The following is a 14,984-nucleotide window of genomic DNA, read 5'->3' as shown; positions in this document are numbered from 1 at the left end:
TTGTTTCGGAGAGGTATTATAGATATTGAAGCAATGCCCGTTATTGGGATTTTTTATTTCCGGATAGCGCAACCCTGTAGGTTAGAATGCTAAAATGAAAAGATGAGTTAAGAACAGGAATCAAATTACGATGATTTCATTTACCCAAAAATCTTTTGGCTGCCAGAAAAGCCAGGCTTTTATAAAAAAGAATGAGCGGCATCAATTGACGCCGCCCAACTAACTAAACCAAAATATTTTTTAATAACCAGGATTCTGGTAAGCCTTTTTTTCATCTGCACTCATCTGCATGCCATCTATTTGTGCCTGAGGGATCGGGCGTAGATATAATGCTGGTGTGATGGTACGGGTTACTGTCTGTGGCGTGTGATCGCCATAGTTGACTCCTGCAATAGTATAGGTAGAAGAAAGCTCAGCCCATTTTTGAGTCCTGATCAGGTCATACCTGCGGTAACCTTCAGCATAATATTCTCTTGAGCGTTCTGCTAAAATATAATTAATATCTATGGTAGCCGGAGTAGCCGCAACCATCGCTGCACTGTTATCTTGAACTTTAACAACATTTCCATTGTTATCAAAACGCCATTTACCAGCTCTTGCACGAATTACATTAATTAATTCGCGTGCACTTTTACCAGCTTTAGTTGTCGCTCCTTTTACGGCTGCTTCTGCTGCAACGAAGTAAAGCTCAGAAAATTTAGCTACCGGGAACGGGCGTGTGCTACCCGCATTTGGCTGTCCAAGTCCTGTACCATTGTCAGTGCGGTAAGGACCTAGTTTCCAAAGTCCGGGATAAACGATTCTGCTGATTCCTCCCGGAGCCACCACATAATCAGCTCTTCCAGGTAGAATACCTGCTCCTATACCACTGATTCCAGCGTCCGTTGGGTAAGCAATTGCAGGGTCATCTGTATTTAAAAAGGTCAATACTGCATCTCCGGGAACTACAGATAGCCCGTTTGCATTCACCAATGATGCCGGCGCACTTGATGGTGGATTGTAGCCTTTAGGCCAGTTACCTCTGTAAACCGTGGTGAAAGTACCGTCATATCTCGAATCCAATGTTTTATCGGCAAAAGTATTTTTTAATACTTCAACTGTTGGCGCCATACGGTTCCACGGACGACCTAAATGCTGCTCGGCTTCTCGCTGAACGGAACTGATGCCTCCACTACGGATATTCGTATAGTTCCAGGTCATCATCCAGCCAGCGAAATTATCAGGTGCACCACCACTTCCATTTGTCAAACTTCCACCATTAAATTTCTCGCTTGTCTGCGTATGATCAGCATACAATAACATTTCTTTATTACGGTCATTCACCGCCCAATTCACATCATAATAGGTATCCATTAGTCCAAATGCACCTGGGTTTTCAATGGCAGCAGTTGCAACATCGTAAGCCTGCTGGAAATACCAGTTCGCATCGTGCCCGTCCGGATCGGTTCTTGCAGACGCCGGATAAGTTGGAATATTGTTAGGATTTTGTAACCACCAGCCATACGTTAAATAGGCTTTTGATAAAAATAGCTGCGCAACTACTTTGGTTACTCCGCCGGTAACTCTTCCTGTTGCAGGAAGGTCGGCTATTGCTTTAATAAGATCCGGAAAAACTGCCTTTGTATAAACCGCAGGCACTGTATTTCTTACAGAAGTTCTTGATGGACTGGTATTGAATTTCAATTCCCCGGCGCCTAAATCAAGCGGAACACCGCCGAAAGTCTGTACCAAAAGAAAATAATCAAAAGCACGGAAAAATCTTGCTTCAGCCACCAGCGAATTTGAAACACCGGCAGCAGCAGCATTTTCGATGATGCCACTGGCATTGTTAATGTTCGGAAATGCTTCGCTCCACAATACACTGCTCGGATAACTAGTCGATAAAATTGAACCTACTCCAGAGCAGTCCATGTCTTTGAAGTTTCCATCAGCGTCTTTGCCCCAGGTGGCTTCATCGGTACCGGTGATCAAAGAATTATAGAAATACGACTGACCATACATGTTTCGTAAATGTGCATACATGCCGGTTAATGCTCCGTTTACCCCTGTCGCGGTCTTTAAATAGTCAGGTGTAAAGATGCTCCTCGGTTCTTCATCCAGGATTTTAGAACAGCCTGAAGAGATGACCATCAGTAACCAAATACCCAGAATGGCTTTTATTTGTATATTTTTCATATTCAAATGATGTTAAAATGTTAAGTTTAGACCTGCAACATAATTCCGCGTCGAAGGTGTGTTTGTTCCAATAGTTAAGATTCGTCTCTGGTAAGAGCTTACCGCCTGGTTTTCATCACCAAATGAATTGGTTTCCGGATCCATACCTGACTCGTCATGGTAAGGTGAGAACATGACAAACGGATTTTGCACCGTTACATACATGCGGAGCTTTACATTGGAATTTTTAATTAAATCCCTGTTAAAATCATAACCAAGCGATATGGTCCTTATTTTCAGGAATGAAGCGTCAAAAAAGCCCAGTGTGCTTCCGTACTTAGGGTTATCACCGCTGGCAATACCACCTGGTTTAGGATACTTTGCTCCTGTATTTTCAGGTGTCCAGTAATCTACCTTAACATTATTTCTACGACCTGTTAACAAATTAAGGTAACCCGCCGAACTATATAATGTACTTACTAAAGTTCCGCCGCTTTTGAAAAGACCAACAACATTCAGATCAAATCCTTTGTAAGCAACCCTGGTATTGAATCCACCGGTAAATTTAGGATCAATATCAATAATTTGCCTGTCTGCAGCTCCGATAGGCCTGGTCGGAACGCCATTTGCATCGTAGTCTCCGGTATATTTAACTTTGATCATACCCACATTACCGCCTGGTTCCAACACATTTAAATATGGGTCTCCTGCCTGCCACAATCCAACTTTTTCGTAGTCATATATCGCATTAATATTATGGCCCACAAACCATGCATTTCCTTCATCACGTGTTTGTCCGGAAGCTAATGCCGTAAGTTTGTTTCTGTTTGCAGAAATATTGAATCCTAAATCCCAGGTCCAGCCACCCTGATTTTCAAGAATCACACCATTAAGACTTAATTCCCATCCTTTATTCTGGGTTTGGCCAATATTAGCAGTATAGCCGCCTACTCCCGCTGTAGAAGGTAGTCCAAGATTAAGTAAGATATCTTTGGTTTTGGTATCATAATATTCAAAAGTACCTGAAATCCGGTTTTTCAAAATTGAAAAATCTAAGCCATAATTCCAGGTTTCAGAGTATTCCCATCCCAAACCCGGGCTTGGAAGCTGAGATAAATAATAACCGGTTGAGTAGGCGTTGTTACCAAAATTATATGGACGGGGACTTAACAAACCAAGTGTTTGATATGGATTAACCGCCTGATTGGAAGTCTGACCGTAACCTACACGGATTTTTAATTTATCGATGGCCGTTATACCTTTCATGAAAGATTCATTCATCATATTCCATCCCACAGAAACGGCTGGATAGGTATGCCATTTATATCCTGGCGCCAAACGCGAGGATCCATCCGAGCGAAGTGTTGCACTCAATAAGAACCTGTTATCATAAGAATACATAATCCTTCCCATGTAGGAAACAAGACCTGTAAGGCTATATTGTCCATTGCCAATCGTTAACTCTCCATTTGCCTGTCCAAGATTATAAAACTGGAAGGCATCAGAAGGAATATCTCTGGCAGTCATAGAAGAAGAATTGAATTTATTTTGTTCTGCTGAATATAAAGCAACAGCATTGAAACTGTGTTTTCCAAAACTGCGGTCATAGGTAATTAAATTCTCAAGCGTCCAGTGATAGGTTTGTGAATTACTTACCCCTGCTGTTGAAGGCGTAGTGGCTGTGGTACTGCCCACTCCAACACCAGTGAAGTTACCATTGTTACTTTGGATAAAATCCAGACCAAGATTTGCACGGTATTTTAATCCTTCAACTCCGGGAATTTTCACCTCTCCATAAAATGAATTGTAGGTGGCAAAACCACGGGTATCATTCAACCACTGGTCACGTAAATTCTTAACAATTCCATTGGTAAAAACATAGGCTTCATCCTGCGGACTTCTGACAGTCCTTTTTAAACTTCCATCAGTATTATAAGGATTTGAAATAGGGGTATTAGCCAGGTTGCCGTAAATTCCAACCTGATTGCCTTCACTAATATTGTAATTGTTATTTGTCGTAAATCCAAGGCGGAAAAGCTTTCCTATTTGCTGATCAAGAGACGCTTTCATCGAATACCTCGTATACTGCTGAGTAGGAATTAAACTCTGGTTTTTGTAATAACCACCACCAAAACTATAGTTACTGGTTGCTGAACCTCCAGTTACACCCAAATCATGACTGGTCATAATAGCACTTTTGTTATAAAACAAGTCTTGCCAGTCGGTATTTACATCATTGGCTTCATCTACACCAAGGGTGGTGAATTTTCCTGATGCTTTTCTCAGCGCAACTAATTCCGGTCCGTCCATCATCGGGTATTTTGCAAACAAGGTTTGCAAACCTGTATAGGTATTGTATGAAACTTTAGCGGGCGCTCCAACCTGGCCCCTGTTGGTGGTCAATAGGATTACGCCATTGGCACCCCTTGAACCATAAATAGCAGTTGCAGAAGCATCTTTTAAGATATCAATACTTTTAATATCGTTAGGATTGATATCGCCAATAGAGCCGGGAAATGGAATTCCATCCAATACCACAAGCGGCTCGTTACTCGCCGAAAGTGAACGCTGACCGCGGATGAGGATTTGCATGGTTGCACCTGGTTTCGTTGAAGTCTGCGAAATGTTAACCCCCGCTAACCTGCCCTGAATAGCCTGCGCGATGTTAGGTGCCGGTACTTCACGAATTTTTTCTCCGGCAATTGACGCCACAGAACCTGTTACAGCTTCTTTACGTTGAGTACCATAACCTACAACCACAACCTGAGCAAGCTCTGCTGCGCTTGGTTGAAGGGTAACATTTATCGTGCTTTGATCTTTCACCGGAATCTCTTTGCTGGTATAACCAACGTAAGAGAATACTAAAACCGGGTTTGCCCCAGTCGTGGTAATAGAAAAACTTCCATTATCCTGGGATGAGGTACTGGTATTGGTTCCTTTTAAAAGGACACCCACTCCAGGCATTGCCTTACCTTGTTCATCAACAACTTTACCTTTTACCACAGTTTGTGCCTGTGCAATAAACGCTGAAAATACCAACGCCGTTAGCAGCATAACTTTGGGTAAGCACCTGAAAAATTTCAAGCGCGATGTTACATAAGTTTGTAAAATTTCACTTCTCATATAAAATGGTTTATAAATGGTTAAAAATGAATAGAAAAAAACTTACAGTGTTAATTGAAAAATCAGCCAGCGAATAGTTAAATCACAAGCTATAAAAAACTGACTGTAAATTTCAAATCCAATTCATTATTGTTGTGATAAAGGTATTTACATTGATAAACGCCTCCTGATTTAATTGTGCATATTAGTAGTATAAATGTTCAAATCAGAATGTTTAGGTTGCTCTTCGGAGACAGGAAAACCCAGCCTAAAAAACAAGGCAATTAAGTGACCAACCGTGCGGTAAAAAATAAAAAATTACTGAGCTTAAAATTTAAAAAGCAAACAAAAAAAGGCCTTTAAATACCAATCAAAAGCCATTCGAATGAAAAAACCGATATTACAAGAACAGTTATACTTCGCCAAATTTTTGCAAATAAGACCTGTGAAATTACTTATTAAGAGGTAGTAAATATGTAAAAAAGAGCCATAATTTCAATTTATGCAATCGGTTGAATTTTTTTTATTTTATTTAACACAAGCTGTCCATATTGTAGATCCAGTTAAACAAAAAAATAGGGAGAAGTCTCTAATTTTACTGTTCTTTTATGGCTAAAAGAGCAGTAATTTACAATCAAAGGCAAGCTTGTCCAAGGTTTCGATGCATAAGTTTTCAGGTACACATTTGATTATCTCGAATGATCAACTTCTGCTTCAAAAGGGGAAGCCGGTAAATTTGCCTTGTTGTATAAATTAGCCCGATCGGGATTATCTGCCCATGCATAACGGACAAAGGCCGGTTTTACAACCAAAGGACTTGAGAGCACAACAGCATCTCCCACTATCCTGGCCTGGCCCCAATAGAAAACCTTATCCTCACCTGCAAGTGCGAAACCGGTCAGTTTATCTGATCCTTTAATCATCAACCCAGGTTCTACATGGTCAAAGTTTATAGTCAGTTCAGATCCTTTTGGATGATTTGATTTATAAATAGGTCCCGAATAAATAATCTCCTGGTCATGGTAAGCTAAATGTGCGGCCCATAGTGCCAAACGTTCACCGACGTCTTTTTTATCCAGCGGATGAATATCATTCCATTCGCCAGCATCAATGGCCACAGCCATTCCTGTGTTTGGTACTGAAAGCGCCTGCAGCTGGCTTTGCCTGAACTCTGCCCAGCTACTTTCTTCGGGCAGATAGCTGGCTTCCATAAAATTAGGCAACTGTGCATAGATAAACGGTAAATCTCCCTGCTTCCATTTATTGCGCCAGTCTTTTATAAGCGCCGGCAACAATTGTCCGTATGCTTTCGGATCTCCGGTATTCGATTCACCCTGGTACCAGAGAAAACCTTTTATTGCAAACCGTACCGCGGGCGAAACCATGGTATTGAATAATCCGGTTGGTTCATTCTGCGCAACTAATGGCATTTCTGCCCCGGCACGGAAACCCTGGTTTTGCCTTGGCTGAGCATAACCTACTTCGAAACTCCATTCCCCACGTAAGTCTATCTTTTTTTCCGGAGTGAGCAAGGAATAGTTTTTATCTGGAACAAAGCCGCCTTTACCACTGCTGCTCACAACTTTAACGATCAGGATGTTTTTTCCGCTTTTCAACAGCCCGGCAGGAATAACATACCTGCGTGGAGGATATTGATAGGTAGTGTTGCCAATAAATTTACCATTAAGGAACACGGAATCTGCATCGATGATGCGGCCAAGGTAAAGCTTAGCCTGCTGTCCGCTCATTTCTGCGGGGATTTGTAATTCTTTTCTGAAATAAAATATCCCGTTGAAGTTTCGGAGCCCCTGATCAGCCCAGTAGCCCGGCATCCAAAATTTTCGCCAGCCGCTGGCATTAAAATCCGGGTCGATCCACTTTACCGGACCTGAAAGTCCTTCATCAACTACAGGAACTGTTGTAGGCATTGCTAAGTTCTTCTCTTTAAGCCTTTTTTGATAATTGGCCATAAATGCCGAATCTCTGAAATTGTTTATTTTTTTCGTCTGCCCGGGATTCGTCAAAAATGCATCGCGACTCATCCAGGCCTCAATCGGGGTACCTCCAACGCTTGAATTGATGATGCCTATTGGAATGTTATATTTTTGAAAGAGTGTTTTTGCGAAAAAATAACTTGTTCCTCCGAAACTTAATATCCCTGCACCAGTAGCCGGAACCCATTTGCCGGGAGGAAGATCGATCGATTCTCCAGACAGGTTTGATTTGGTTGGAACAAAAAAGTTTCTGATCAAAGGAAAATGATCCTTTTCAATCACCTGCGGATAAGCTTCTTTTAACCGCTCCATTGGCAGGGCCATATTGGATTGCCCTGAACAAAACCATACATCTCCCAGCATAATATCATCAAGCGTAATCGTATTCTCACCCTTAACAATCATCTTAAAAGGGCCGCCGGCTTTCATCTTTTTCATTTTTACTGACCATGAGCCTTGTTCATCAGTGGTTGCCTTATACGTTTTTCCGTTAAAACTGATCGTTATTTTTTCTTTTGCTGCTGCCCATCCCCATATTGTCAGAGGAGTTTCCCGCTGAAGCACCATGTGGCTGGATACCAGCTGGGGTAAGGTAACCTTGCCAGAAACTGAAAAACTGAAAACCAGTAGCCAGGTGAAGCAGCATAAAATTAATTTTGTTCTCATATTCTTATCAATTATCAAAACTATCCAACAGCGCTGAACTTTACCTTATCGTTTGAATATAATGCTGCGATTAATGTTCAATTAGCCACCAATAGATATGTAGCAAATTAAAAAGACTGAAACGATACCCAATAAAATGCGGTAAGGTATAAGAAATCTTTAGTTTCCCTATAATGTGTTCCGGGATTTACCTTCAAGCAGAATTGTCCGGCTTACGGTGCAGATTTAAATATTCTGAAGGTTGCATTCCGAATTTTAACTTAAATGATTTGGCAAAATAGTTTGGTGTCGCAAAACCTACCAGATAGGCAATCTGAGAAATATTTAAATCACTTTTAACCAATAAGGCAGCTGCTTTATCGAGTTTTACCGAGCGTATATATTCAACAGGCGAAAGCCCTGTTAATTCCAGCACTTTGTGATAAAGCGAGCCCCGGCTCATCCCTACATTTTTACTTAAATCCTCAACAGATAATTGTGAATTATTGATATTGTCTTCAATATACTTCAGAATATTCTTGAGTAACTTATCACCGTGGGATTCAACTAAAATTTCTGCTGCCTCCATCTTGATCTGTTTGGTATAAGTATTTTTAAGGGTCCGGTTGAGAACTAAAAGGTTTTTGATTTTAACATTGAGGATATCAATATTAAATGGCTTGGTGAGGTAGTCATTAGCCCCGATTTCGAGCCCCGTTAATTGTTCCTGTTCGCCGGTGAGCGCGGTTAGTAAAATAACCGGAATATGTTTTGTCCTTTTATCTTCTTTTATTTTTTTGCACAATTCAATACCCGTCATATTTGGCATACTAATATCGCTTACGATGATTTCCGGGTGGTTTGCCAATGTTTTTTGCCAACCCTCCTTACCGTCAGCTGCTTCCACAATACGATAATTGGACTTCAAATTATCCCGAAGATATTCTCTGAGGTCCTGGTTATCTTCTACCAGAAGGATGGTATGGATTTCCGCATCTGTTTCGCTCAGTGATTTCTCTAAAGCCTCCTCCTGAGCTTCAAATGGTATTTCCGGACTGGAAAAATCCAGATTAAGCTTTTCAATATGGTCCAGTAGCGGCAAAGGCAGGGCGATCGTGAAACGTGTACCTTTCCCAACCTCGCTTTGTAAATCAATAGTACCTCCCTGGATTTTGACAAATTCTTTAATGATGGAGAGTCCAATCCCACTTCCCTGGTTGAGAATAGAAACTTCGGTGTCTGCCTGAAAAAATCTTTCAAATACTTTTTGCTGTTCTTCCTCGCTAATGCCAATCCCGGTATCGCTAACGCTTATTAAAACAGCTTCTTTCTGCTCATTGTGCTGATTTTTTTTCAAATCAACGGTAATAGTACCGCCTGACGGGGTAAATTTGAAGGCATTAGAAAGCAGGTTAAATAAAACGCGTTCCAGTTTGTCGTGGTCAAATTCAGTCGGATAGCTATCAAACTGGGTTTGAAAAGAAAGACTTATGGATTTACGTTCGCTTAAATCATTGAAAGATTCTATTACATCAGCTATAAAGGCAACCAGTTCACCTTTCGCATTATTGATCTTGAGCTCATTTTCTTCAATTTTACGAAAATCAAGGATTTGGTTTACCAGGTTAAGTAAGCGCCGGGCATTTCGCTTCACTATTTTAAGAGAAGCATTTTTACCATCTCCTTCCTCTTGTGAAAGTAGCTTCTCCACCGGCCCCAGGATTAGTGAAAGCGGCGTACGAAACTCATGGCTAAGGTTGGTCAGAAATTTAATCTTTAATGAATCCAGTTCATGCAGCCGCTCTGCCTCTTTTCTATCCTGCAAAATTTGCTGCTCAATTTTTGTTTTCTCCTGAACCAGCGCAAACTTTCTCTCCAGGTTTTTGATTCCCCGGTGACGAATGTAAAGCAAAGTACCGGCAATAGCGAGCAGGTAAAAAGCATAAGCATATATTGTTCTCCACCACGGTGGATGAACAATTATTTTTATCGAAGACTCTGCCGTGTTTCCGATACCGTCATTGTTGCTCGCCCGCACATGGAAAACATATTCCCCGGGATCGAGATTGGTATAGGAAACGGTTTTAGCCGTACCTGCATCAATCCATTCTTTATTAAAACCTTCGAGTTTATAACTATAACGGTTTTGTTCGGGCGCAGTGTAGTTTACACTCACAAAACTCAGGGAAAAATTTTGCTTATAGTCCAGATCAATTCTTTTTGCAACAGAAATATGGTCGGTTATAGGTCCGTCTTCACTCGCCTCAATTAAATTATTGGAAATCTTTAGCTCGGTAAAAAGCACTGAAGGAACATTTTTATTTTTTCTGAATCCGGCAGGATTGAAATAATTCATCCCTTCTGCTCCACCAAAGAATATTTCACCGTCTTTACACTTCAGGGCTGCTCCCCTGATAAAGTTATTGTTCTGAACCCCATTGTATATGCCATAGTTGCTGAATTTTTGAATTTTAGGATCAAAACGGCTAATCCCTTTATTGGTACTTAACCAAAGATTATGGTTGTCATCTTCCACGATGGCGTCGACAACAGCATTAGCCAGGCCATTCCGTTCACTAAAATTTATAAATTTACCTGACTTTTGGTCCAGCAAATTTAAGCCCCCACCTGCCGTTCCGATCCAGATCCGCCCCTTGGAATCCTCAAGAAAAGCCTGCGTAACATCACCCTGGAGGCCGGAATTAAGTTCGTTATAATGTTTGATAATGGTCTTATTGGCACTAATCATGGCCACTCCTGAGCCATGAGAACCAACCCATATATTTGCGAACCGGTCTTCTTTAATAAAACGGATGTAATTATTAAGCGGCAGTTTGCGGTCTATGGGTGACTGAACTTTGCTTGTATACCTAAAAACTACCTTGTGATTTGAATCCATCACATTGATCCCGCCTCCATTGGTACCCACCCATATCAAGCCGTTTTTATCCTGGGTTGTGCAAAAAATCTCATCTGAATTAAGGCCGGAATCGTTGTTTGTTTTTCTAAAAGATGTCGCTTTTGTCAAAGTTGAATCCATTACAATCAGGCCATAGCCAAAGGTACCCACATAAAGTTTATTAGCTGAACTGACAAATAGCGACATCAGGGGTACAGGTGATTGTAAACCAAGTTTTTTCAGGTCTACTTTATGAAAAAGGGCAGTATTTCTGTTGAAGATACTCAATCCGCCCCCTTCAGTAGCTACATATATATTGGTGTTGTCTTTATGTGCAAATGCAGTAACCACAGGTGCATTTAAACCATATACATCGAAAATATTACTTCGGATCAGATTGAAAAGGTTGAGGTTACTATCAAACTTATTAATGCCCTCACGGTATAACCCCAGCCAATATATTCCCTGTCTGTCTATATACACATATTTTACACTGGTTCCCCGCAGGCTGTAAGGGTTTCGGGGATTTGGCCGGTATACCATTACTTTTTTGGTACGGAGATCAAAAACATTAAGACCATCTTCGGTGCCGAGCCATAATTGACCATTTTTTGATAAGGCGATGCTTTGAACAATATTGTTGCTGAGTGAGTTGGGATCACCCGGAATATGCTTATAATTCTCAAAACCCATACCATCCGGTTTGAGCATACTCAGTCCAGAAGTGGTGCCGATCCAGATATTTCCGTTATCATCTTCAGCTAAAGACTTCACCATAGTTCCTGCCAGGTGCACGGGTTTATCTGCTGCAGACCCTATTCTGGTAAAAGAAGTTTTTTTTCGGTTAAAAAGAAATAATCCATCGTCCGTTCCTACCCACATCCTGTGTTTGCTGTCTTCCATCAGGATGTTGATCATTGCCGGCGGAAGTTTACCGAACTGACCGGCGGCTATTGGAAACTTGGAAACCTTTTTGGTATCCGGATCAAAAACATCAAGCCCGGTAAAGGTTGCCACCCATATCTTACCTAAATAATCACTGGTGATATATCTGATCAGGCTGTGACTGAATCCTGTTGGGGTATTTGAAGCAGGATAGTTGATGAACGCATTTTTTCTCCTATCAAAAAGTGCAAGCGAACCTCCGCTTGTACCAATCCAAAGATTTCCCCGTCGATCTTCGTAAATTGCCTTAACCTCATTTGCCTGTATACTCGCAGAATCGTTTGCCTGGCGTTTGTAGGTTGTGAAGTTAGTGCCATCAAATTTATTTAATCCGTCTTCAGTGCCAAACCACATCAAGCCATATCTGTCTTTGAAAATTACGGTTACATTATTAGAAGATAATCCATTTTTAGAGGTGAGCGCGGTGAAACGCAATTCAGGCTGTTGCGGTTTCGGTTGTGCCACAGCATTTACAGCACTAAAAAGCACGTAAATGAATAGAACCAACGACAGATATGCAGACCCTTTGAGCATCACTTAATATTTTGCTGTATTAATAAAATTTTAACTTCAAAGGCGCCGGCTGGCCACAAAATGAGCTACAATCTGAGGAAGATTCAAAATTGTTTGGATACATGGTCTATTTGGTTTAATGGTGGTAAGATAAAAAAACTAATCTAGTTCAGTGCAACCTAACTGCTTGAACGGCGTATTTTCTTCATTTTTTAGATAAAACCGATTATTTACTAAAATTAACGACACCCCGGTAAGCTTTTTTTCTTTGCAGATTTTTATCAAAGAGCAGTGGATAGTTTTTCCTTCCGGGTACCGGATATTGATCAAGCCATGTAGAGCGATCTGAAAGATTCCAGAAAGTTACACTGCTGATCTCCTTTTTAAATTCCCTGAAAATAGAAAAAACCTTTGCGTACCTATCACTTTGCTTTTTTTCAAGCGCTGCTGTCAGGCTGTCGGACTCACCGGGTTTCTTTGCTCTTAAATTTTTCTCCCATTTATAGATAGACATATCCAGTTCTGTAATCTGAATTTGCAAGCCAAGAGAAGCATATAATTTTAAAGATTCCCTTAACTCGGTGTCGCTAGGCTCAAAAATAGACCAATGCCCCTGTAAGCCTACCCCATCAATAGGCACCTTATTATCAACCAGTTTTTTTAGCATTTTATAGATTTTTGCTCTTTTTGCAGGTCGTTCCGAGTTATAGTCATTATAAAAAAGCAATGCATCAGGATCAGCCTCATGTGCATATTCGAACGCCTTGGCTATAAACTCATCCCCACAGATCTCTGTCCATAATGAAGGTCTCAAATATTGATCATCTTCATCACCAATAACTTCATTAACCACATCCCAGGCGTACACCCGTCCCTTGTACCTTCCCACAACGTTTGTGATATGGTCTTTAAGCCGTTTAAGCAACAATGCTTTATCAACCCGTCCTCCTGAACTATTCTTAAAAATCCAGGCTGGCGCCTGCTCATGCCAGCACAAAGTATGTCCCCTTATTTTGAGCCGGTTACTAAGCGCAAAATTAACCAGTGCATCGGCCTCGGCCCAATTATAAACATCCTCGCGAGGATGAATGGGTTGCATTTTCATCGCGTTCTCGGGCGTTACACTGTTAAATTCTTTTAAAAGCAGCGCCCCCTGCTCTCCTTTTATGGTTTGGGCCGAAACCGCAACTCCAATATTGAAGTAAGACTGATAATAATCTTTCAAGCCGGGGTTATTTCTCTTAGCCTTGTTGTAACTTCCACAACTGGAAAAAGCTGCTAAAACAGCAGTAGTAAAGATGGCAATATGAAATTTAGTTGTATGCATTTATATTTGGTTGAATGGCAAATCGATTTCGTCCCTGCAACGTTGCAGAAAAAAACCGGGTAAATTTAGACCTAAGTATATAGACCAGCTGTCATATTTGTTAAAACAATAACTACAGATGTTCAAAAAAGCAACATAGCGACAAAGAACATCTGCATAAATGGCCAACAAAGCCTTGCAAAGGTTTGTCATAAATCCATTACATGACATTTGTTTCATAAAATTGACGATAAGAAGCCTGATCAGCATAAAAAACATACGATTTTGCAACCTTATAGTCTTGCCTGATCAAATATGAGAAAACCGAATATCATCCCCCGCCTGGCCGTGTTACTTCTTATTAGCGGAATAGTTTTTAGCGCCTATAAAAGCCAGGAAACTAATGCCAAAGGATTGAAAGACCACTACCGAAAATATTTTCCTATAGGTGTAGCCGTTACGCCATGGGATCTTAGTGGAGATAAACGGAATTTGATTCTCAACCAGTTCAACAGCATCACATCTGAAAATGCAATGAAAATGGGTCCTATTCATCCCATGGAAAATACCTATAACTGGAAAATTGCAGATTCTGTGGCCGCTTTCGCCAGGATTAATGGTTTAAAGTTACGTGGCCATTGCCTGGTGTGGCACAAGCAAACACCAAACTGGTTATTTAAAGGCGAAGATGGAAATATGGTTTCGAAGGAAATTTTATTAAAAAGGCTCCAGGAGCATATCAATACAGTAGTAAACCGGTATAAGAAAGATATTTACGCCTGGGACGTAGTAAATGAAGTCATTGCAGATGATTCCGCTTACTTCAGAAAGTCACCGCTATACCAGATCGCAGGTGAAGATTTTGTAGAAATGTCTTTCAGGTATGCCCACCAGGCAGATCCGAAGGCACAACTTTTTTACAACGATTACAATACCGAACAACCATTAAAACGGGATAAAATTTACAGGATGCTTAAAGGCCTGCTGGCTAAGGGTGTGCCAATACATGGCGTTGGCCTCCAGGGACACTGGTCTGTAAATAATCCAAGTCGTTCTGAACTTGAAAAATCCATTGCACTATTTTCGTCGCTTGGACTTAAAGTTCAAATCACCGAGCTTGATGTATCGGTTTATAGTGGTAACCAGGGCGGACGGTTAATCAAGGGCAACGCAAGCAGCGAGGTTGAACCATTCACTCCGGAAATGGAAGAAAAGCAACTTAGCCAGTATAAAATGATTTTTGAAGTGTTGCGCAAATACAAAGCCAACATTACGGGGGTCACTTTCTGGAATTTATCAGATCGGTACAGCTGGCTGGACAATCGCGGACCTAAGAACTACCCCCTGTTATTTGATAAAAATCTAATGCCTAAAAAAGCATTTTTTGAGGTGATAAAATTCTAATGAATACATTTACCTTACATTC

Annotated in this window: 6 protein-coding genes; 1 reads left to right on the top strand and 5 read right to left on the bottom strand. The window is 41.0% G+C overall.

Annotated features, from left to right (window positions below; all coding sequences use genetic code 11):
• Positions 1-240: 240 nt before the first annotated feature.
• From FFJ24_RS01015 to FFJ24_RS00995, 5 genes are all read right to left on the bottom strand, one after another.
• Entirely contained in the window at positions 241-2,175 is a 1,935-nt protein-coding gene (locus FFJ24_RS01015) for a RagB/SusD family nutrient uptake outer membrane protein (RefSeq protein ID WP_138820392.1), read from the bottom strand.
• 12 nt (positions 2,176-2,187) lie between these two features.
• Positions 2,188-5,277, bottom strand: coding sequence for a TonB-dependent receptor (locus tag FFJ24_RS01010; RefSeq protein WP_210419441.1), 3,090 nt, complete (start codon positions 5,275-5,277; stop codon positions 2,188-2,190).
• A gap of 668 nt (positions 5,278-5,945) precedes the next feature.
• Positions 5,946-7,916: a sialate O-acetylesterase gene (locus FFJ24_RS01005; RefSeq protein WP_138820391.1), complete on the bottom strand. Its 1,971-nt coding sequence runs from the start codon at positions 7,914-7,916 to the stop codon at positions 5,946-5,948.
• Between the two features lie 193 nt (positions 7,917-8,109).
• Entirely contained in the window at positions 8,110-12,273 is a 4,164-nt protein-coding gene (locus FFJ24_RS01000; protein WP_138820390.1) for a hybrid sensor histidine kinase/response regulator transcription factor, read from the bottom strand.
• Positions 12,274-12,478: 205 nt separating this feature from the next.
• Positions 12,479-13,579 carry an endo-1,4-beta-xylanase gene (locus tag FFJ24_RS00995; protein WP_138820389.1) on the bottom strand — a complete coding sequence of 367 codons (1,101 nt, stop codon included), beginning with the start codon at positions 13,577-13,579 and terminating at the stop codon, positions 12,479-12,481.
• Positions 13,580-13,873: 294 nt separating this feature from the next.
• Between FFJ24_RS00995 and FFJ24_RS00990 the strand changes: the two genes are divergently transcribed.
• Positions 13,874-14,962: an endo-1,4-beta-xylanase gene (locus tag FFJ24_RS00990; RefSeq protein ID WP_138820388.1), complete on the top strand. Its 1,089-nt coding sequence runs from the start codon at positions 13,874-13,876 to the stop codon at positions 14,960-14,962.
• Positions 14,963-14,984: the final 22 nt, after the last annotated feature.

The organism is Pedobacter sp. KBS0701 (assembly GCF_005938645.2).
GTDB lineage: Bacteria > Bacteroidota > Bacteroidia > Sphingobacteriales > Sphingobacteriaceae > Pedobacter.
The sequence above is the reverse complement of the archived record's forward strand: the minus strand, read 5'-3'. Positions and strand labels throughout refer to the sequence as shown.

What these genes read in the sequence shown, in the direction of transcription:
- FFJ24_RS01015 (WP_138820392.1), bottom strand. Translation starts at nt 2,175, where the DNA reads ATGAAAAATATACAAATAAAAGCCATTCTGGGTATTTGGTTACTGATG.
- FFJ24_RS01010 (WP_210419441.1), bottom strand. Translation starts at nt 5,277, where the DNA reads ATGAGAAGTGAAATTTTACAAACTTATGTAACATCGCGCTTGAAATTT.
- FFJ24_RS01005 (WP_138820391.1), bottom strand. Translation starts at nt 7,916, where the DNA reads ATGAGAACAAAATTAATTTTATGCTGCTTCACCTGGCTACTGGTTTTC.
- FFJ24_RS01000 (WP_138820390.1), bottom strand. Translation starts at nt 12,273, where the DNA reads ATGCTCAAAGGGTCTGCATATCTGTCGTTGGTTCTATTCATTTACGTG.
- FFJ24_RS00995 (WP_138820389.1), bottom strand. Translation starts at nt 13,579, where the DNA reads ATGCATACAACTAAATTTCATATTGCCATCTTTACTACTGCTGTTTTA.
- FFJ24_RS00990 (WP_138820388.1), top strand. Translation starts at nt 13,874, where the DNA reads ATGAGAAAACCGAATATCATCCCCCGCCTGGCCGTGTTACTTCTTATT.